Here is a 20780-nt window from a genome sequence, read left to right as displayed (position 1 = left end):
AGGGTGTGCGGGGGGACACACCGTGGCGCGCTGACGCCCACCTCAACGCAGGGCAGCGCGCTCGTTGCTGGAAGATGTCAAGTGCGGCGGACGAGACGCAAGGTGGGAAAGGTGGCCTACCTCCGCCAGGTGGCCGGTTGGTGCCACGGAGGTGTGGGAGAGGGCATGGATTTTAACGTTCTGGGGTTCACGGCGGACGCGGAGCGCGTATATACGGCGCTGGTGGGAATGCCGCGGTGCACGGCGGCGGAGGTCGCCGACGCGTGCGGCCTGACCGCGCCCGCGGCGGGGAAGCTGCTGTCCGGCCTGGTCAGGGACGGCCTGGCGGTACGCAGTGCGGGGCGGCCGCCGAGGTTCTCGGCCGCGGCTCCCGATGTCGCGGTCGGCGCACTGATCCACGAACGGGAACAGCAGCTCGGCGAGGCGCGGGCGCTGGTGCAGCGGCTGATCGAGACGCACCGGGAGGCGACCAGGATCAGCCACCCGGACATGGCCGCCGAACTGCTCACGGACCGCGAGGACATCAGCAAGGCCGTGCACCGGCTGACGACCGGAGCGCGCCGCGAGGTGTGCGCCTTCGACCGCCCTCCGTACGTCGACCGGCCCGGCAGCAACCTCGACGGCCAACTGGAGCGCCAGCGGACCGGTGTGGCCCACCGGGTGATCTACGACCGCGAGGCGGTGGCCTGGCCGGGCAGGCTCCAGGGCGACATCGTGCCGAGCGTCCGGGCCGGGGAACAGGCTCGAATGCGCCCGGAGTTGCCGCTCAAGCTGGTGATCAGCGACAGCCGTGCCGCGATCATTCCCTTCAGTCTGGCGCCGGGCGGCCAGTCCGCGGCGTATCTGATCCACCCGTCGCCGATGCTGGTGGCTCTGCAGGCGCTTTTCGAGGCGCAGTGGGAGCGGGCGATCCCGCTGGGGGAGGCGGCCGGTCCGATTTCGGCGGAAACGGGGCAACCGGGGCGGCCGGATGCCGAGACCCTGGCCCTGGTGAGCCTGTTGGCCGCGGGGCTCACGGACGCGGTCATAGCCCGCACCCAGGGCTGGAGCGCCCGGACCACGCAGCGGCGTATCCACCGCCTGATGACCGAACTCGGCGCGTCCACCCGCTTCCAGACGGGGCTGGCGGCGGCCCGGCGGGGCTGGCTCTGAGCGGCGGCAAAAGTCCCTGCCACTCGTGGCGAGCCTTGGCGCGCTGCTGGCCGAGGGGCTTGGCGCCGTGCACGCCGCGGGCCTGGTACACCGCGACTTGAAGGCACAGAACATCATCCTGGGCGACTTCGGCCCCGTGATCATCGACTTCGGTCTCGGAGCCTTCGTCGGAGCTTCCAAGGGTTCGCTCACGCAGGCCGGCATGCTCATCGGGACGGTCCGCTGCATGCCGCCCGAGCAGGCCCTGGGTGACCTGGACGTTCATACCGTGGCGCTTGTGCTTTCCAGAGTAGTAGGGGCGGTCGGCGGCAATGCGGTCCATGTGCAGCAGGGTGCCGTCCAGGATCACAAATGCCTTGTTGGCGGCCACGGCCATGGCCTGGTGGAGGGTGGGGGCAAGGGCGGCCAGGACCTCAACCGCCTCGACTATGTACCGGTAGACGGTGGCCAGCCCGATCCCGAAGCCGGCCGCGAGCAGAGCTTGTCGGTCCGCGGTCAGGCGGCGCCAGCGCGTGCCGCACTCACGCCGACGGGCCGTCAGCAGGTCGGACAGGTAGTGCAGGGTCGAGTTGGACAGATCGATCCCCGATGGGTAGGCAAGCGCGTGAAGCTCCGGGCGGAGAGGTTGATCTTGGTCGACAACCCATCTACCAGGAGCTTCACCTTTTCCTCAGAGCTTGTAACGCGATCTTGCTGAAGCGTTGAGGGCCGCTCGGTTGGGGTCCCAGCCTGTCCTCGGAAGATTCGGGAGCCCCCACTGCGCCGCTCGGGCCGGCCGGCTCCGTAGCCTTGCCCTATGGAGAACGGGATCGATCGTCTCGTGGACGGTTGGGACGTCCGTGCAATCCGCGGTGTGGGCGTCAGCGAGGTGACCGTCGGTGGCACGGTGCAGCTGCACATCGGTTCGAACGGGATCGAGGTGCATAGTCCAGCCGAGCTGACTGCTGGCACAGAAACCTATCCCGTCCACGCGTCGGCGCGGATCAACCTGGACAGGGTCACGCAACTGCTCGACCAAGTGGTAGCTGAGGTCCGTGCCGACGATTCGGGCGCGCTGAGGGTCCGCTTTGCCAATGGGTGGCAACTGAACGTTCCGGTGGCCTCCGACGCTTTCGGTTGGACGGTCGTGCTCGGAGGCCGGCACTTCATCAGTTCTGTTCCGGGTGGTGGCGTGAGGATGTCCGATCAGCGGATGGGCTGAGGTTTCGGTGGCATCAGTCTCTTGAGCCTTCTCCAGCAGATGAGGGAGCAGGCCAGTGAGATGAAGGCATCGTGGAGGTCGAGGCGACGTTCCCAGCGGACGGCGAGGCGCTTGAACTGGTGCAGCAGGGCGAAGGTCTGCTCAACGACGTAGCGGAGCTTTCCCAGGCCGTGGATGTCCGGCTGACACCTGCGGGAGATGACTGGCAGGATCCCGCGCCTTCGCAGTTCCTTGCGGTTGGGGTTGCTGTCGTAGCCCTTGTCGCCGAGCAGAGCTTCTGGGCGTTTGCGGGGGTGGCCGACCCGGCCTGCGACCGGTGGGATGCCGTCGACCAGGGCGAGGGTCTGGGTGACGTCGTTGATGTTGGCTGCGGTGGTGATGACGTTGAGCGGGATGCCGCCGCCGTCGGTGATCAGGTGGTGCTTGCTGCCGGTCTTGCGGCGATCGACCGGCGAGGGAGCCGTCGCGGCACCCCCTTTTTCGCGCGCACGTGAGAGGCATCCACGCACGCGCGACTCCAGTCCAGTTCGCCGGCCGCGTTCAGCTCCGACAGCAGGATCCGGTGCAGCCGGTCGAAGACCCCAGCTTCCCGCCATCGCTCCAGACGCCTCCAGCAGGTCTGCCCGGAGCCAAAGCCGAGCTCCAACGGCAGCTGCTGCCACGGGATCCCGGTGTAGAGCACGAAGAGGATGCCCTGTAGGCACAGCCGGTCGGGTACTGGCTTGGGGCCGGGCGAACCCTCGGGCCAGGGCGGCAGCATCGGCCCGATCAGCGCCCACAACTCGTCGTCCACGACCCACCGCTTGACGCTCGCGCCCTCACGAACGGCTCAATCGTCAGACCGGTCACGGCTGACCTGCACCAGCCCGCAAGATCGTGTTACGAGCTCTCAACGCGGCGTTCAGCCAACCGACGTGCTACGCAACCAGGTTGGAAAAGCCTCAAGGGCGTCGGATTCCTCTCTCGCGCAGCGATGACCCTCGCAGGCGGCCCTGCGATCGCCGGCCCGATAGCCGGCACTGGTTCCTGCAGTGCTTACATCGTGTCTTTGCGGGATGTTCCATTCGTATCGTCTGCTCGGCGAAGACGCTAAAGCGACGTCTCACGTCTGCCGCGACGATCTGCAATACGTGCCCGTGAGTCTGTGACGGGGCATCCTGTTGGAGGCGCTTTGGAAGGCGAGCAGGTACACGCCGCTTCGCCCGGGTCATCATGCAGCGCGTTGCTGGACTTTTCCCAGAAACCGCAACGCGGCTTGGCAGCATCTGCGGGGTTCGTGCACGCTGCCCGTGGATGACCGGCGCATATCGCGTGTGCCAGTGGATCGTGAAGTCGTATTTGGCTGCTTCGGGATCATCCGGAGTGGTAGGGCAGGAGGAGGAGTCAGTGGGTATCTGGGGAGAAGACGGCTGGAGCGTCGGGCCGGGGGAGGGCACACGCGTCGAGACTGGTGGGAAGCACTGGCTGGAGGTGCTGGTTCGCGGCAAGGATGTCGAAGATGCTCTGGGGGTGTTCGTCTTCACCCACGATGTGATCACCGAGAATCCTCCGCACGCCCACCACGATTTCATGAAGATAATCTACGTGCTGGAGGGTCAGTACGATTTTCGCGTGGGTGAAGCGACATTCTCTGGTGGGCCAGGGACCGTGATCGTTGTGCCGAAGGGGAGTCAGCACACGTTCACCACTGCGACGGGCGGGCGGGCTTTGTTCGTATCGTCACCTGCGGGGAACGAGGAAATGTTCGTCGAGATGGGAAAGCTGGGAAGCCGGCCCACTCCGGAACAGCTGGATGAACTACACGCCCGCTTCAGCACAACCGGCCTGGAAGGTGAGACGGCCTCCTGGAAGCCGATGTACAGCGACAACCACTCCACCGAATAGGCGCCTGTGCGTTCTGTGGCGGGCGTGACTGACCTCCGTTGATAAATTCCATCTCCATAGGCATCTGCCCACCTTTGCCGGCCCCTCGCTCGGATACAACCATCAGGCCGAGTTCATGCCACGGGCGATGGGGCGCCGTACCAGGGCATGCAGGACATGGCCGTCCGCTGGGCTCACCCCGGCAGGGAGCCCTTCGCGGTTTTCGAGGACGGCGCCATCGGCGCCACCGTCCCCATGCGGGCGAAAGGCGAAGCCGCCGGCCCGTTCGCAGGTTGCATCCTGCGCGAAGTCCGTGGACGCGGCGCCCGGTCCGTACTGATCACCGCCCGCATCCCGCGCCGCAGGATGCGGGCGGCTCGTCGTCGGGGCTCTGGACGGATATCGCCGTCGCTCAAACCCTTATAGAGCTTCACATCAGCAACAAGGAACGGAACATGAACGCACTGTCCCCAGGCCACCACGTCATTGACGTCGACGGCGTACCCCAGAAGTACGAGGTGCGCGGAGTGGCCGGCCCTGTGTGCTTGGCGCTCACCGGCGGGCCGGGCATCGACGGCGGCTATTTCCGGCTTCCTTCCCTGGAGGAACGGATGACGATGGTGTACCCGACCCAGGTGGGGACCACCGGTCACAGCAGGTTGCCCAGCCACCCGGACGGCTACACCATGGAGGTGTACGTCCGCTTCGTGCACGCGGTCGTGGAGCACTTGGGCGTCCCCCAGGTCTACGTGCTCGGTCACTCCGCGGGTGGCTTCTTCGCGCAGGGGTATGCGCTGACGCATCGTGACCGGCTGGCCGGAGTCATCCTTCACAGTTCCATGGCACACAACACCATGGAACTGCTGGCGGAGGCGACCGCCAGGCTCGAAAACCTATCTGTCCGCTTCCCGGGCCACCCCGGCCTTGCGATGGTGCGTGCGGCCTGGGACGAGCCATTGCCGGAAAATCCCACGGACGAGCTGCGGACCGCACGGTTTCGCAAGCTGTTGCCTGCGTATTTCAAGGACTACTGGGGTCGCGAAGAGGAGTTCGCGGCGATGACCGAGACCGTGCTGGTCCACAACGTAAATGGCTTGTCGTTCGATCACCGGGGCCGACTGGGCGAAATGCGTACCCCCACATTGGTGATCGTTGGTACGCATGACTTCATCTGCTCGCCGCGCTGGGCTGAGGAGATGATCGCCGAACTCCCTGATGCCACCCTGGTCGAGCTGCTGGACAGCGGTCACTACGGACACCTTGAGCAACCTTCCGAGTTCACAGCCGCGGTGGCTGAATTCGTTACCGTGACGGAAAAGTACCGAGCGGAGAGCACGACCGAGACAGCCTGACACCTAACCTGCACGGCCGTGGCATCGCTGCCTGCACGACGGGAACGGCACGTCGACCCCGGAAGTTTGACACGGGGTCACACGACTTACAATGCTTCGTCGCGTCAAACGTACGACTGGTCGCCGAGTGGGAAGCGACAACGGTGCCGACAACACCCCAGATCAAGCCCGCCCGCATCACGCGATAAAACAACGGGAGAAAACGCATCGCTCCCGGCTTGCCTCTGTAGCGGGGGTACTATGACGTACATGTCCCGTGCGTAAAACGTCTTCGAAGATCCCTTTAACGGCGGCAGTCAGAACCAGTGACTCGGCCAAGGGACCGGAACGGGCCTCACGGTGAGGGCGCGTTCACACAGTCGGCAGCGGATATTGAAAAAGCTTTTGGTCGAGCGGAAGCGAAGGCAGATGGCGCAAAAAGTGAGGGTCTTTTCAAATAGTGCCGATCGCAACGAGTTCGATCCTGTAGTCATCAGGAGTGACTATAGCGACGAACACGCATGGCTGCTCATCAAGGCGACTCTGGCTGAACATTCTGAGTCAGGATCGCCTACTTGGATTGTAGACGATCCTGCTTGGCAGGGTGTGGGTGTAGATGAGGTACTGGCCGCAGTTTCGGCAGACGAATCACTTAAAGGGTGCCTGCCGGTATTCTTTTTGGCCGACTCCCTGGCGATGCATGCCAGTCACCACGCATTGCTGGCGGTAAGTACAGTCACTCGAGAAGATTTTGCCGACGACAAAGAATATGCGGAAGCGATGGCGTTCGGTCGGGAGTGTAGGGTTGTTCCGCATATAGTCCATTCCATGCATGGAAACCTGAACATTGCAAGTATGGATTTCGAGGAATTTGCATCAGTGGCCCGTCGTGACCATGAAGGTATCTACCGATGCTGCTGTCGGTCGTTTTGACCCGACTTCTCATTTTCGTCGGCAAGTGCCCTTCTTCTTTAGTGGTGGAAAGTCCCGGGCCTCCACCATGGGTCGCGCGTGGGTCCATCCTGTTTCTGCCCTGCGGCAGTATCACCCTCGAGCAGCGCCGTTGAGACGCTCAGTAACCGACTCGTGTGCTCGACTACGCTTCTAAGCCGTCCGTGGCACGAGGCATCTACGGGGAGGCATCGCCAGCCGGCTCGGTTGGGATCGCTGCGGCCACGGCAACCGCCGGGTGACGTCCAGAGCCGGCGGTGGGTATCACACGGGGCCGTACCTGCTCGCCCTGGCGCCCGAACATGCAGATGACTTCGGCTGGCTCCGGCTCACTGTTGCCGAACCAGTGCGGCAGCCGTGTGCAGAACTCGGCTGACTCACCGACTCTGATCTGCAGATCCTTGTCTCCGAGGACGAGACGCATGCGGCCGGACAGCACGTACATCCACATGTGCCCCTCGTGACTCTGCGGATCTGGCTCGGTCCGGCCTGCCGGTATCACGAGCTTCCACGCCTGGATCGGGCCGATCTCCCGGGTGAGCGGCATACGTACCATCCCGTTCCAGGAGTGCGGTTTCAAGCGGTTGAACGCTCCCTCGGGAGGGACCACTTGGACCACGTCGTCCATGCTGATCCGGAGTGCATGGATGATGGGTAGCAACAGTTCCAGACCGGGGCGCCGCTGGCCCGACTCTAGGCGGGAGAGGGTGCTCTTGGAGATGCCGGTTGCCTCGGCGAGTGCCGTGAGAGTCACGCCGCAGCGGACACGGTGCCGCCGCAACTGAGGGCCCACTTCTGCCAGCGCCTGGCCCATTGCGTCTGAATTCTCCATGACGTCACAACGTAGTCGCCGACTGGCCTATTCCCGGAAACGGCAACGAGGCTTGGCAGAGCCCGGGGACTTTTGCAAGACGTTCCACACCTTGAACGCGGGCCGTGCAGGCCTGGGGCAGGCTGGATCCTTCGTCTTTCTTACAGTGGTGACTTCGTATCCAACAACCCCGGAAAGAGAAGGCGTAGAATTTCCGTGCCCCAGTCTCCGGAATCCATTGGCGCGCACATTCCATGCTCCGTGCGGAGTCCTCCTGTACTAATTTCTTGCGAGACGTAATCATGTGAGGAGCCCGAGAAGTGGTCAAGGCCAGCCCGTGCATCGCTCCCAGAGGGCGGATCTACTCGCTGGCCGTCACCGACGACACGGGGGCCGCGACGGCGTATGGCATCGTCCGGGGCATCGATTCGGCCGTCAGGGCCCACGCCCAGACCATCGACGTGCCCGTGACCACTTCGACGCCCAGGAAGGCTTTGGCAAAAATCGTCCACAAGGCCACGGGGGCGCCGTTGATCGTGGCGCGACCTGCCGCCGATGGGCAAGCACAGGCTGCCGATGGCTACCCGGCGGCGTATTCGGGCGTCCTGTCCGTTGCCGCCGACTGGCCGGACGAGGTCCATCCCGACTCCGAGGCGATCGACGCTCTGGTCGACCTGACCGCCCTGGGGAAGTCGGTGCTAGGCATCGGACCGGGTGGCGGCGTCTGCACCGGATCCGGTCCGACTTCGCGGCCGGGCCGGCTGCACTCGTCGCGTGGTACCAGGGGCCCCTGGTATCTGCCGAACGCCTCCAGCGTCCTGGAAGCCACCGCGGTGCACCCCGGTATCGCATTGCCGACCACCGGCGCCTCGCCCCACTGGTACCGGATGAGTTCGGGACCGCGACTGCCACTGCGCCGGCGACGCCGAGCCGGATCGCCATCTGCCGGCCGCTTGCGTCCGCGACCAGGAACGCGGCCTCCGATGTGGCCGCAGTCGGCTTCGGTCTCGTTGCCGTCGTTACGCGCGGCCGCCAGCGGTCGTGCGCCCCGGACATTCCTTGCCGGTCGCAAGACCGGGCGTGACGCCGGCGTCGACAGATCGCCCACAGGGGATGATCAGCAGGGTCTACGGTGGCCAACGGCTTGGCGGATGCGCTCCGGTCGGGGCTGATCGGCACACGGCGACTGCCGTCTGCCCCCAACAGACAGTCGGCGCGTCTGCGCCCTGAACAGGGAGACCTCCTACGGGTAGGAGGTCGCGTTAACCATCGTCTGATAGCGGAGTGCCGGCCCCTAGCGCGGAGATTTTGTCTGCCATGCGTCATGTTTTGTTAGTCCTGACGAGTCACACCGAACTGGGAGGAACCGGACGGTTGACTGGTTTCCATGTCGCCGATGCGGCTCATCCATGGAGAATTTTCACCGCTGCTGGATTCGGGGTGAACCTCGTATCACCGCAAGGGGGCCGCCCTTATCCGGACTGCACTGACGTCACCGATCCCGTCCAAATGAAATTCTTGAATGACGCGTCAATCACCCAGCAGTTGGCGAACGCGATGACTCCGGATGACGTGATTCCTGGCAACTACGACGCGATTCTCTATGCAGGGGGCTATGGCGGCATGTGGGACTTCCCCCAAAACCCGGTTCTGATGGATGTGGCTCGGCGTATTTACGAGGCAGGTGGCGTTGTGGGAGCAGTGGGCCACGGTGTGGCAGGGCTGGTGAACACCGCTCTGTCCGACGGATCGTACCTGGTCGCCGGCAGGCAGGTGGCTGCCTTCAGCAACGAGGAGGAACTCTCCATCGGCCTGGGGAACGTGATCCCCTTCCTGTTGCAAAGCCGGCTGGAAGAGCGTGGCGCGAGGTACAGCGCAGCACCTGAATTCCGCCCCCACGTAGTGGTGGACGGGCGCCTGGTCACGGGGCAGAATCCGGCATCGGCCGCTGGTGTCGGCCAAGCCATCGTCTCCGTTCTCTGTGGACTGACGCAGTCGGCCGACCATGACTGGTGGTAGAGATTGAAGCCCGAACTTGCCAAGCATCGGGAGCGGTTGGGCGTGGTCATGTTGTCCGATGCTGCTTCGGAACCGCAGGTCGGCAACCGTTCCTTGCGTCTTCAGATCTTGGGTCCGTTGCGACTGTGGCGAGGGGAAGTCGAGCTGGATCCGGGTCCTAGACAGCAAGGAGTTCTCCTGGCGGTGCTCCTGGCCAGGGCGGACCAGCCGGTCAGTCGAACCCAACTGATCGATCTGATCTGGGACGACCGACCCCCAGTCAGTGCACTGAATGTGATTCACAAGTATGTAGGTGCGCTGCGCCGGGTATTGGAGCCGGATCTGCCGGCCCGCGCAACGGGTTCGTACCTGTTGCGGCGCGGCGACGGCTACCTGTTCGAGAGTCGGAACAGCGGGCTTGATCTGATTGATTTCCGCGAGCATGTCAAAACTGCTCGTCTGGCCGTCTCGGGGCGGCAGTATCAGGCAGCGCTGAACAGTCTGGTCGAGGCACTGGTGTTGTGGCGTGGCTCGGCTGGGGACGGGGTGGGTCTCGGATCGCTACCGCTTTTCATCGCGTTGCAGGGTGAGTTCCTCCAGGCGTGCGTGGCGGCAGGTGATCTTGCAGTGCGGATGGGACAGCCGCAGCGGGTCTTGTCGGCGTTGCGTCTGGCAGCGTCAATGGCACCGTTGGATGAGGATGTGCACGCCGCCCTCGTCAACAATCTGGGTGCAGCCGGGCATCGAGCTGAGGCGCTTGAGAGAGTGCGGACGGTTTGCGCCCGGCTCGGTGACGAGCTCGGCGTAGATCCTGGGCCGGCGTTGTGCACCGCGCAACAACGAGTCTTGATCGAGAGCCCGGCACCGGATGTCACGGCGAATGGGATCGGCGAACCCTCCGGTGCACCCGACAAGGTTGCCGCAGGATTCGTAGGCCGTGCAGAAGAGCTCAGCGTGCTGGCGAACGTCGTGCGCTCCGCCCTTGCCGGTGAGACGAGCGTGGTGGTTGTCGACGGGGAGCCAGGCGTGGGAAAGACTCGCCTGCTGAAGGAGATGACTGCCGAGTCGGAGCGTTGGGGCGCGCTCGTGGTGTGGGGCATGTGTCTTGAAGGCGACGGGACACCGTCCATGTGGCCATGGGTGAACATGGTCCGCGCGATCTTTGACAGCCTGCCTGCCGAAGAGCGAGCAGCATGGCTCACTGGCGAACTTGGTCAGCTCGTGGAAACTGCACGGGATTATGGCGGATTGACGGTCCCGCCTGACGGCGGCGCACGCTTCCGTTTGTTCGAGCAGGTTGTCGCCCTGGTCAGCCGAACCCTGGCCCGGAGGCCTGTGGTCCTCGTTGTCGATGATCTCCAGTGGGCCGACGTGGCTTCCCTGCAATTGCTCGGCCACTTGTCGATGCGATTGCCCCGCGGTGCCGTGGTGGTCGGTGCCCTTCGGGACCGCGCGCCCGTACCGGGAACAGAGTTGTCCCAGTTCCTCGCCACGGTGAGCCGTGCCCCCGGCCACCACCGGATCCGTCTTGGCCCGCTGGGCGAGGACGAAGTGGCCGAGCTTGTCCGGCAGGAGACAGGCAAGGAACCCGAGTTCGGCGCCCTTCACAGCATCTATGCGCGAACTGCCGGCAATCCGTTCTTCGTCCGGGAGCTTTCGCGGCTACTGGCGTCGGCTGGTGGCATAACTGCCGCGTCGGCCGGCGGGGCCGGTGTGCCGTGCAGCATTCGAGACATCGTGCGTAGCCGGACCGCCGACCTCAGCAACGAGGTGCGATGGTTGTTGCAGACCGCCGCGCTCGTGGGGCGCGACGTCAGCGTCAGGTTGCTCGCGCACGTCGCGGCTGTCGACGCCCCGACCTGCCTCGCCCGACTTGAGCCCTTGACGGCGCTCGGTGTGCTGGAGCCCGTGCCGGGAGACCCGTTTTCGGTCCGTTTCCCGCACGACCTGGTCCGCGAAGCGGTGGCCGCTGTCATACCGCCCAGACTGGCTGGCGCGTCGCACCTTCGTATCGCGGACGCGCTCGACGCCGGAATCATTGCTGACGACTCGGTTACAGAGCGCCTCGCCTACCATTTGTGGGCTGCCGGGCCCCTTGCTGAGCCTTCCCGAACCGCTAGCGCACTGCTGCGTGCGGGCCGCCGTGCAGCAACCAAGTCCGCGTTCGAGGCCGCCGAGCGTCAGTTGCAGTCCGCCGTCCGAATGGCCAGAGCGGCCGGTTCGGCAGAGGTGGAACTGGCAGCTGTAGCGCTACTGGCCACCGTCTTCTGGAGGCAATCAGGGTTCAGCGGGTCCTACGCGGATCTTCTGGCGCGCGCCGAGCATTTGGCGCGCAGTCTTGGCCGGGAGGGCGAGGCCGCTGACTTCCTGTTCATGCGGGTCGTTGCCGCGTTCAGCCACCATCAGCCCGAGACGAACGCCCTCGCGCGACGACTGGTCGAGGAGGGCGAGGGATCCGCCGATCGAACGGCGCGCGCATACGCCCGGCAGCTCAATGGCCTGTATGCGTTCGAGCAGGGTGACGCCGGCGCGGGACTGCGGTACATGAATGATGACGACTGGACCGTACTCGAAGACGCTCAATGGCGACAGGAAAACCCATTGCGGCGCGATCTGCGGATGTTCGCACCGATGTTCCGGGCGCTGATGATCACGGTGCACGGAGACGTCGACGCCGCGAGAGCTCTGCTGAGCGCAGTGGAGGACGCTGCGGGCGACGACCCGTACGCGATTTCGGTCTGGGCCCACTGGGCTGCCGATGCCGCTCAGTGGGCCGGCGACGCGGCTTGGGGGATGCGTATCACGGAGCGATGGCGAACGGCGGACCCCGACCACTTCTTCGTCAACGTCGACTCCTATCTGCGGGTGAGCCGGTGCTGGGCGCGCGCAATGACCGGTGACGATCCGGCCGGCGCCGCAGCCGAGGCCGAACATGTCATCGTCACGACAATGCTTGATCCACCGCTGTACGGCGTCACCCAGTACCTCGCCCTACTCGCCGAGATGTTCCTGGCAGCCGACATGCCGGACGAGGCCGACGCCGCCCTCGACCGTTCCGAATGCCTGTCCGATGTCCATGACGAGCGGTTCACCGAAGGCTTGCGTCTCCTGCTCCGGGCAAAGGTGCTGCACGCGCGAGGCGCGCCTTCAGATGTCGTCAGGGCCGCGGCTGCAAAGGCTGAGGCCGTTTCGAATGAACGCGGGGCATACATCATCGCCCGTCGTGCCGCGGAGTTGATGGTGCCCTTGGGGTGACGCCCGGGTGTGATCGGGTGCCGTCAAGCAGCACAGGACAAGCATGTGCATTCTGCGCCGCCCGACAGAATCTATCGGAATTGTTCACAGATTTCTCAAGTAGGCCGCAGGCGTGGTGCCGTACAGGTCCTTGAACTGGCGAATGAAGTGACTTGAGTCCGAGAAATTCCATTTCGCGGCAAGGTCTGCGACCGTCACTGCTCCGCGAGTCCTGAGTAGCTCGGCATGAGCCTCGTGCATTCTACGTCGCCGAAGATATCCCATAACAGTATCGTCGGCGGCAGCGAAGGAGCGGTGCAGGGTCCTCACTGATACGCCGATGCCATGCGCGATAGAGGCGGGGGTAAGATCATGATCCGCCACTTTCAGATCGATGAACCTTCGAGCCGCTCCCAGGGTTGCACTTCGAAATTCCTGTGATTCATGCGGCGAAATGCCCGCGACGAGTCCTGACAGCAGCGTTACGGCAGCCTGTTCGATCGCGCGCGTGCCGGCGGGTGACAGGAGTTTGTGGTCCTGGGCCTTGACTGCCTCCAAATACGAGATCAGAAATTTTGCCTCGGGGGACGAGTTGCAGACCACCGCGGGATTCGGCATTTTGTCATCGCGTAGATGATTGACGACCATGGGCCGTGGCACCGTCATCCATCGCGTCACCGTTCCCGGCTCTACCCAGAAGCGCTGGTGCCTGATGTCCCGTACGCACATCTGCCCAGGTCGGACACTGACCGCGTGGCCGCCACTCTCGAATCCGATCGAGCCGGAAAGCACGAAGTGAGCGATCACGGCATCCGGTTCGCACTCTTTATCAGTGAGGCCGGTTACCGCATCACAGTACTGATTCACATAGAGCATGTCGCCCAGTTTGTATCCGTACGCGTCGAAGCGGAAGCTGCGTTCTCCGCCATATGGGGACAGATTGAGATTCGTTACGTACGGGAATAGGTTTGCGCGACTCCACCGGTGAAGAATCTGCTGGGCCTGAGGCATGGGCCGGGGTGGGATGCGCAGTGACATGAGCATCTTTGCATAGTCAGTGGCGTTTCGGGTGATCTGAGATCCGCTCCGGTCGCAGATGTCGCGACTGGCTGTCGCGAGAAAAAGATCGGACATGTGGCTTGCATCCTTCTGTTCGGCGCCCACAGATTTCAAAAACTTCCTCCAACCGCTGGTAAAGCCAGGGTCGTAGGTAGTCAGGAAAATCCGGATCTCATCCTGGGAGAGATTCACTACCCCATGGATAGTGGTGATACGGCTACTTCGAGTTCTAGCCGGTTGGCCCTGTTGTTGTCAGGGCCAACCGGTGTCACGGGCGTTTGCGCTGTTTTCGTGTGGCGAAGCGTCCGTGTGGGGTGTTTTTGATGTTGAGCGGTGGTGTGGGTGGTGTCAGGACTGGATGAAGGCGAGGAGGTCGGCGTTGAGGACGTCCGCGTGGGTGGTGAGCATTCCGTGGGGGTAGCCCGGGTAGGTCTTCTGGGTGCCGTTCTTGAGCAGTTCGACTGCTCGCGGGACGGAGCTGGCGAAGGGAACGACCTGGTCGGCTTCACCGTGCATGACCAGGACGGGGACGGTGATCTTCTGGAGGTCTTCGGTGTAGTCCTCCAGCCAGGTGTTGGGGGTCTCGTAGTGGGCCTGGATGCTGCCGGCCATGGCCTGCCGCCACCAGTTCGCGATGATCCCCTCGGACCGCTCGGCTCCCGGGAGGTTGAACCCGTAGAACGGGCCTTCCGGCACCTCGCGGAAGAAGTCCGCGCGCCTGTTGAGGGTTCCGTCCTTGATGGCCTCGAACCACTCCTGAGGCTGGCCCGCGGGGTTGTCGTCGGACTGGTACATGTTCGGGGTCAGTGAGGCGACGAGCACTGCCTTGGCGACTCGGTCCTGGTAGCGGGCGACGTAGCGGGTGACCTCGCCGCCACCCGTGGAGTGCCCGATGTGGATGGCGTCCTTCAGGCCCAGGTGCGCGGTCAGCGCAGCAAGGTCCTCGACCCAGTGCTCCATGTCGTTGCCCGTGCTGACCTGCTCCGACCGGCCGTGCCCGCGCCGGTCGTGGGCGATCACCCGGTAACCGTGCTGCAGAAAGAACATCATCTGCGCGTCCCAGTCGTCGGCCGACAGGGGCCAACCGTGACTGAAGACGATCGGCTGACCAGTACCCCAGTCCTTGTAGAAGATCTCAACGCCATCCGAGGTAGTGATGGTAGGCATCGACTTGTTCCTCTCTCTTGGTGTACGGGTATTCAACGACAAGGCACACGATTATTTGTGAATCACCGGGCTCAGGCGATCGATGGGTAAGTAACAAACCGTCAAGTCAGAATCAACTGGTGGACACCTGAGAAGGCCCGACCCGGCGACGGGGCCAGACCCCCAACCGTGCATGCGAAACCTGTACCACGATCGCTCTGCACAACCCTGATCAGGCGCGCCAGAGCCAATTCACACCGTTCACGGTGAGGGTTTGTGCTTAACCCCCGACACCGCGGTCGGCGCCCCCGGCGCTCCAGTCTGTGGTTGCCGCTTCTCATGCCCCCACGATGCTGTGAGGACCCGAAAAGTTTCCGTCCGCGACAGAAATTTTGAGGCGGCGAACAGGTAGTCCAACGGTCTCGTGCTGTCGACCGACTTCTCGCGACGTTCGCGCACACCGATCACGCGCCAGCCTGCTGGTCCGGCATGGGGATGGAGCGTTCCATGCTCACCCGCATCGCCGAGGTGCGGTCCCCTCTCGCAGAGCGCGGGGACCGCACCACCTGTCGGAAGAACTGGTGAGTGCCGGCGTGCGGCCTGTACGGGCCATGACAGAGGTGCGGCAGCGAGCGCAGCCCGTCCCCTCCAGCCATTCACCAGTTCCTCAGCCTCACTGGGAGGCTGCTCCTGGGTTGCGCCAGATCCAGTTCGGGCGCGGATAACGCAGGGTGAATCCGGCACGGATCAGGTTGTGGTACGAGGAGTTGTGCGTGCCCGGCGGCTCGTCGAAGGTCTCCACGACAAGCAGTCGGCATCCCGCCTCACGGGCGGCATCGACCCGTGCCGCGATCAGCGCTGACTGAGCGCCGCGCTTGCGAGCCTCGGGCAGAGTGCATCCAGCGAAGAGGCTGCCCACCTCACCCTGTACGCGCAGGGTCGCAGTGGCAACGATGGAACCTGCCTCTCGAACAGCGAAGGGGTACCAACCGGAGCGACCGACAGAGGCGGCTGCCATCTGCTGCATACCCTGCGCCGGCATACCCATCGCCCGGGGCATGACCTCGGCCCACTCCGCGGCCTCGTCGAGGGTCACCGGACCAACGGACAAACCCTCGCCGATCCTGGCATGTGAACTGGCGGTCACAGCCGCGTCGATATCGGCACCGAGCTTGCGGATCACCGGCCCACGCGCGATGCCGAGTTTCTCGCATATGTCCGGCCAGTCTTCCGGGATGACCGACGGCGCGATTTGTATCGTGGCCTCACGGATGCCCCGCTCCTGGTAGAAGTCGATGACTTCCTCCATCAGTGGAGGCGTGACGGGCTCGTCGAAGCCAAATCCCAGCGCCTTGCTCCAGTAGTCACTTATGTCGTCCCGCATTGCCAGGACGACTCCACCGCCCAGTCGCATGGAGTCCATCCCCCAACGCGACCGATCAGGCTCGGGGACGCCCTCTTCGAACTCATACATCTCCTCCGCCTCGGCCTTTTCGAGGATCGTTGCTGGGATGGTAGATGTCATGGAAATTCCTCTCTTGATCTGTCTGACGCGAGACCTGCGCCAGTGTGTGCAGTGGCAGGGCCGAAATCAGGGTCTGAAGGATCCTGAGTGGACTCACCAACGACGGAGGAGGTGAGGTCAGGGATCGAGGAGCCTCGACGGCTCGAGAGCCGCAAGGCCTGCTCCGGTCTTGCCGGCGCGATCCTGCCGCCTCGCCGCCTCAGCTCAGCAGCACTTCAGGCCCGGGATCACCCCCGGTCCCTACTCGCGTGGCCTGTCCAGGGGCCACTGCCAACCGTCATCTCGCCAACTGCTCATTCGGGTCTCCCTCGACTGCCCAGTGATGGATATGGCAACGGCCCCTGTGCTTCGACGGCGAGCGAGTCGCACCGCATGCGCAACGCCTCCGCTAAGAGCGCGGGGTGCCACTCTCGGAGGGCATCCATGCACCGGACAACCGATGTTGCCGTTTCTGGGAATGGAAGTTCCGAAACGATCACTCGGGCTCTGTCTGAAGCAGGCGCTCAGCTACGTCGCCATGGGTTGCGCAGCGGTCTGACGCGCTCACAGCACTTGCCGGGGCAACCGGCATCTCCGCGAGCACCCTGCCGCAGCCGGAGTCCGGTCAGCGACGGCCCGGTCTGGAGCTCATGCTGCCGATCATCCAGGTACTCCGGATCGGACCCGACGGCGTGCGCCAGGTGGAGCCGCAGGAGAGTCAGTTTGACCCGGTGGCGCCGCACCCCTGGAACGGAATGGTGCGCCTGTCACTCTCATGGACGCTCGAGCCGATCCAGGTATGGAAGCTCGTCATCCCTGGCGGTCGAGTCCACCCGGACCCGCAGGCGCATGAAGGACATATGCGGGAATTACTGGTCAAGCTCGGAGAGGCAGCGGAATTCAGCAGGCGTCACCACACTGGTCCGGCAACATCGAGCGGGAACCAGCTGAGGTCCTTTGTCTGCAACGGTTTCGACCGTGCGGTCGGGCAGCAGATCGATTGCGCGGCGGGTCTCGATGGGAACGAGGATCGTCGCTTAGACGTGGCCCTCGCGCAGGGCGAACTCGTCGATGCCCAGGACACGCGGCACCGCGGGCGCCGGATGCGGCAGGGGACCGTATCAGCCGCAGAAGCGTGGAACGCTTCACCGGGCTCAGGCCCTGGCCGGCTGACCGGCCCGTAACGCAGGCGGAGGGGGCCGGGGCCTGGACGCTCCCGACCCCCTCCGGGTCTTGCGGGGACGAGCCCCGGTCAGCCCCGAAGGGCCCGCACCGCGGCCTCCAGCCGTTTGCTGAAGTCCTCGTCGGCACGGCGGAAGTTGCCGATCGCGCGCTCGGCGATGTCGTCGCGCGACACCTTGGCGATGAATCCGGAGAGGTTGGCGACCAGGCGCTCCTTCTCCTCCTGCGACATCAGCCGGTAGAGGTTGCCGGCCTGCACGAAGTCGTCGTCCTCGGCGTGCGAGGGCGTCTCGTGGTTGCCGGTGTACCCGGCGACCGCGGTGGCCGACCACAGGGGACGGCCGGTCTGCGCCGGGCCGCCGAAGCTGTTCGGCTCGTAGTTCCTGGCCCCGCCGTGGCGGCCGTCGTAGAGCGCGCCGTCGCGGCCGTGGGTGCGCGCCTCGGTCGCGTGCGGGCGGTTCACCGGCAGGTGGTCGGCGTTGATGCCGACGCGGTAGCGGTGGGCGTCGCCGTAGGCGAAGAGCCGGCCCTGCAGCATCTTGTCCGGGGACGGGCCGATGCCGGGCACGAAGTGCGCCGGGGAGAAGATCGACTGCTCGACCTCGGCGAAGATGTTCTGCGGGTTGCGGTTGAGCTCCAGCCTGCCGATCTCGATCGGCGGGTAGTCCTCGTGCGGCCACACCTTGGTGAGGTCGAACGGGTTGAAGCGGTAGGCCGCCGCCTCGGCCGCGGGCATGATCTGCACCTGCACGGTCCAGCTCGGGAACTCGCCGCGCTCGATGGCCTCGCGCAGGTCGCGCTGGTGGGAGTCCGGGTCCTCACCGGCGAGCCGGTTGGCCTCCTCCTGGGTGAGGTTCTGGATGCCCTGGTCGGTCTTGAAGTGGTACTTGACCCAGAAGACCTCGCCGGCCTCGTTGTTCCACTGGTAGGTGTGCGAGCCGTAGCCGTTCATGTGGCGGTAGCTCGCCGGGATGCCGCGGTCACCGAACAGCCAGGTCACCTGGTGCGTCGACTCGGGCGACAGCCCCCAGAAGTCCCAGACGTTGTCCGCCTCCTGGGAGCCGGTGTACGGGTCGCGCTTCTGGGTGTGGATGAAGTCGGGGAACTTGATGGCGTCCTTGATGAAGAACACCGGGGTGTTGTTGCCGACGAGGTCGTAATTGCCCTCCTCGGTGTAGAACTTCAGCGCCCAGCCGCGCGGGTCGCGCACGGCGTCCGCCGCACCCAGGTTGCCGGCGACGGTGGAGAACCGCAGGAAGGTCCCGGTCTGCTTGCCGACCTCGGAGAGGAACGCCGCCCGCGTGTACTTCGTCACGTCGGCGGTCACCGTGAAGGTGCCGTAGGCGCCCGCCCCGCGGGCGTGCACCACGCGCTCCGGGATGCGCTCGCGGTTGAAGTGGGCGAGCTTCTCCAGCAGCTGCTGGTCCTGGACCAGGACCGGTCCCCCGGGGCCCGCGGTCTCGCTGTTCTGGTTGTCCGCGACCGGAGCACCGGCCTCCGTAGTGAGTGGTCCCTGGGTCACGTACGCCCCCTGCATCTTCCTCTGCGATAGCCAGACGGATTCGGAAATCCGTCCGTCGCTACTCGGCCCCGGTCCGTGCACCCTGATTGCCTGAGAGGTCGCAACTCGGCGAAGCAGCAACTGCGTTGTCTTCAGCGGCACAACCTGTTTGCAGGTTTCAAGGTCAAGAAGCCGTGCGGCCCGACAGGGCCGGTCCGTGTAGGACGTTGTTTTCGGCCGGTTGGCCCTGTTGTTGTCAGGGCCAACCGGTGTCACGGGCGTTTGCGCTGTTTTCGTGTGGCAAAGCGTCCGTGTGGGGTGTTTTTGATGTTGAGCGGTGGTGTGGGTGGTGTCAGGACTGGATGAAGGCGAGAAGGTCGGCGTTGAGGACGTCCGCGTGGGTGGTGAGCATTCCGTGGGGGTAGCCCGGGTAGGTCTTCTGGGTGCCGTTCTTGAGCAGTTCGACTGCTCGCGGGACGGAGCTGGCGAAGGGAACGACCTGGTCGGCTTCACCGTGCATGACCAGGACGGGGACGGTGATCTTCTGGAGGTCTTCGGTGTAGTCCTCCAGCCAGGTGTTGGGGGTCTCGTAGTGGGCCTGGATGCTGCCGGCCATGGCCTGCCGCCACCAGTTCGCGATGATCCCCTCGGACCGCTCGGCTCCCGGGAGGTTGAACCCGTAGAACGGGCCTTCCGGCACCTCGCGGAAGAAGTCCGCGCGCCTGTTGAGGGTTCCGTCCTTGATGGCCTCGAACCACTCCTGAGGCTGGCCCGCGGGGTTGTCGTCGGACTGGTACATGTTCGGGGTCAGTGAGGCGACGAGCACTGCCTTGGCGACTCGGTCCTGGTAGCGGGCGACGTAGCGGGTGACCTCGCCGCCACCCGTGGAGTGCCCGATGTGGATGGCGTCCTTCAGGCCCAGGTGCGCGGTCAGCGCAGCAAGGTCCTCGACCCAGTGCTCCATGTCGTTGCCCGTGCTGACCTGCTCCGACCGGCCGTGCCCGCGCCGGTCGTGGGCGATCACCCGGTAACCGTGCTGCAGAAAGAACATCATCTGCGCGTCCCAGTCGTCGGCCGACAGGGGCCAACCGTGACTGAAGACGATCGGCTGACCAGTACCCCAGTCCTTGTAGAAGATCTCAACGCCATCCGAGGTAGTGATGGTAGGCATCGACTTGTTCCTTTCTCTTGGTTGAACTTACGCCGGCAAAAACGCCGACGCAGTCAGGCTAGTTTGATACGTGATCAAGAGAACAGAAGGAGCGCGCCACCTCCTTGGCGGCCATTTTCTAGTCATGACGGCCTACTACCGCCAGCGACGGACATGACGCGACGCTCGTCGTATCTCGAAGCCCTGTTGCGCGAGGGTGTGGGATCGCCAACGCAGGGAAGTGCGACGCAAGGTGAGCAGCATCGAATGCTCGCCCCGCCGGGAGATGGCAGCTCCACAGGGTTTCGTGATTCCACGACTACTGACGCTTCTGGAAACGCTTTTGCTGGTGTTCACCGTTGACCGCCATCGAGACCCGGACGTAGACGGTAGACGCAACCTCTCCTGTAGCGGTTGCTCACGTGGCGACGAAGCCACGAAAGCCCCTAACGCGCACCTGGCATTCTAAGCTACGGCAAGTTGTCGAGTCGGCCGACGCGGATCTGCTAGCCCGCGAGAATGTTCACCTCGATGGAGCAAAGCTCCTCGTGCAACCGGCGTATGAATCCGCAGAAATAGGGGCCTGGATTTGATTCGCTTTTATCGGGCATTGTCGGTGCGTCACTGATGTTGATCGATCAGACCTGAGTCGTGGCATTCTGCACGAGGCGTAGCAGTCCTCCCACTCGCGCAGTTT

At 64.5% G+C, this 20780-nt stretch carries 16 protein-coding genes and 2 pseudogenes; 9 read left to right on the top strand and 9 right to left on the bottom strand.

What is annotated here, in order from left to right:
• Positions 1–165 precede the first annotated feature (165 nt).
• Complete coding sequence (locus OG937_11045; protein ID WUD72181.1) at positions 166–1152, top strand: transcriptional regulator; 987 nt, start codon at positions 166–168, stop codon at positions 1150–1152.
• Positions 1153–1219: 67 nt separating this feature from the next.
• Positions 1220–1333, top strand: a pseudogene (locus tag OG937_11040) (phosphotransferase).
• Between the two features lie 69 nt (positions 1334–1402).
• Here the strand turns inward: OG937_11040 and OG937_11035 are convergent.
• A pseudogene (locus tag OG937_11035) lies at positions 1403–1735 on the bottom strand (IS5/IS1182 family transposase).
• Between the two features lie 213 nt (positions 1736–1948).
• On the opposite strand from OG937_11035, the gene OG937_11030 reads away from it, so the two are divergent.
• Positions 1949–2353, top strand: coding sequence for a DUF6188 family protein (locus OG937_11030; protein ID WUD72180.1), 405 nt, complete (start codon positions 1949–1951; stop codon positions 2351–2353).
• On the opposite strand, the gene OG937_11025 is transcribed toward OG937_11030, so the two are convergent.
• A protein-coding gene (locus OG937_11025; GenBank protein WUD78704.1) for an IS5 family transposase occupies positions 2338–3113 on the bottom strand; the annotation gives its coding sequence in 2 pieces (ribosomal slippage) (positions 2338–2828 and positions 2828–3113; 777 coding nt in all). The genes OG937_11030 and OG937_11025 overlap by 16 nt on opposite strands.
• Positions 3114–3646: 533 nt before the next feature.
• Here OG937_11025 and OG937_11020 point away from each other — a divergent pair.
• The 3 genes from OG937_11020 (at position 3647) to OG937_11010 (ending at position 6480) form a co-directional block, all read left to right on the top strand.
• A complete protein-coding gene (locus OG937_11020) occupies positions 3647–4237 on the top strand; it encodes a cupin domain-containing protein (protein WUD72179.1) in 591 nt (196 codons plus the stop codon).
• A gap of 434 nt (positions 4238–4671) precedes the next feature.
• Positions 4672–5568, top strand: coding sequence for an alpha/beta hydrolase (locus tag OG937_11015; GenBank protein WUD72178.1), 897 nt, complete (start codon positions 4672–4674; stop codon positions 5566–5568).
• Positions 5569–5976: 408 nt separating this feature from the next.
• Positions 5977–6480 (top strand): hypothetical protein, encoded by a 504-nt coding sequence (locus OG937_11010; protein WUD72177.1) that lies wholly within the window; start codon positions 5977–5979, stop codon positions 6478–6480.
• 196 nt (positions 6481–6676) lie between these two features.
• Here the strand turns inward: OG937_11010 and OG937_11005 are convergent, their stop codons facing one another.
• Both OG937_11005 and OG937_11000 read right to left on the bottom strand, forming a co-directional pair.
• Entirely contained in the window at positions 6677–7330 is a 654-nt protein-coding gene (locus OG937_11005; protein ID WUD72176.1) for an XRE family transcriptional regulator, read from the bottom strand.
• 340 nt (positions 7331–7670) lie between these two features.
• Positions 7671–7829: a hypothetical protein gene (locus OG937_11000; GenBank protein ID WUD72175.1), complete on the bottom strand. Its 159-nt coding sequence runs from the start codon at positions 7827–7829 to the stop codon at positions 7671–7673.
• A gap of 797 nt (positions 7830–8626) precedes the next feature.
• Between OG937_11000 and OG937_10995 the strand changes: the two genes are divergently transcribed.
• Together OG937_10995 and OG937_10990 are read left to right on the top strand one after the other, a co-directional pair.
• A complete protein-coding gene (locus OG937_10995; protein WUD72174.1) occupies positions 8627–9328 on the top strand; it encodes a type 1 glutamine amidotransferase domain-containing protein in 702 nt (233 codons plus the stop codon).
• A gap of 183 nt (positions 9329–9511) precedes the next feature.
• Positions 9512–12562, top strand: a complete 3051-nt coding sequence (locus tag OG937_10990) for an AAA family ATPase (GenBank protein ID WUD72173.1) — start codon at positions 9512–9514, stop codon at positions 12560–12562.
• Positions 12563–12646: 84 nt separating this feature from the next.
• Here OG937_10990 and OG937_10985 read toward each other — a convergent pair whose 3' ends face one another.
• The 3 genes from OG937_10985 to OG937_10975 form a co-directional block, all read right to left on the bottom strand.
• Positions 12647–13792 carry a helix-turn-helix transcriptional regulator gene (locus OG937_10985; GenBank protein ID WUD72172.1) on the bottom strand — a complete coding sequence of 382 codons (1146 nt, stop codon included), beginning with the start codon at positions 13790–13792 and terminating at the stop codon, positions 12647–12649.
• A gap of 156 nt (positions 13793–13948) precedes the next feature.
• Complete coding sequence (locus tag OG937_10980; protein WUD72171.1) at positions 13949–14767, bottom strand: alpha/beta hydrolase; 819 nt, start codon at positions 14765–14767, stop codon at positions 13949–13951.
• A gap of 652 nt (positions 14768–15419) precedes the next feature.
• Positions 15420–16271 (bottom strand): GNAT family N-acetyltransferase, encoded by an 852-nt coding sequence (locus OG937_10975; protein WUD72170.1) that lies wholly within the window; start codon positions 16269–16271, stop codon positions 15420–15422.
• A gap of 629 nt (positions 16272–16900) precedes the next feature.
• Between OG937_10975 and OG937_10970 the strand changes: the two genes are divergently transcribed.
• A complete protein-coding gene (locus OG937_10970) occupies positions 16901–17434 on the top strand; it encodes a hypothetical protein (protein ID WUD72169.1) in 534 nt (177 codons plus the stop codon).
• Positions 17435–17502: 68 nt separating this feature from the next.
• Here OG937_10970 and OG937_10965 read toward each other — a convergent pair whose 3' ends face one another.
• Together OG937_10965 and OG937_10960 are read right to left on the bottom strand one after the other, a co-directional pair.
• Complete coding sequence (locus OG937_10965; protein WUD72168.1) at positions 17503–18954, bottom strand: catalase; 1452 nt, start codon at positions 18952–18954, stop codon at positions 17503–17505.
• 331 nt (positions 18955–19285) lie between these two features.
• Positions 19286–20104, bottom strand: a complete 819-nt coding sequence (locus OG937_10960) for an alpha/beta hydrolase (GenBank protein ID WUD72167.1) — start codon at positions 20102–20104, stop codon at positions 19286–19288.
• Positions 20105–20780 lie beyond the last annotated feature (676 nt).

Source organism: Streptomyces sp. NBC_00510 (assembly GCA_036013505.1).
Taxonomy (GTDB): domain Bacteria; phylum Actinomycetota; class Actinomycetes; order Streptomycetales; family Streptomycetaceae; genus Actinacidiphila.
The sequence above is the reverse complement of the archived record's forward strand: the minus strand, read 5'-3'. Positions and strand labels throughout refer to the sequence as shown.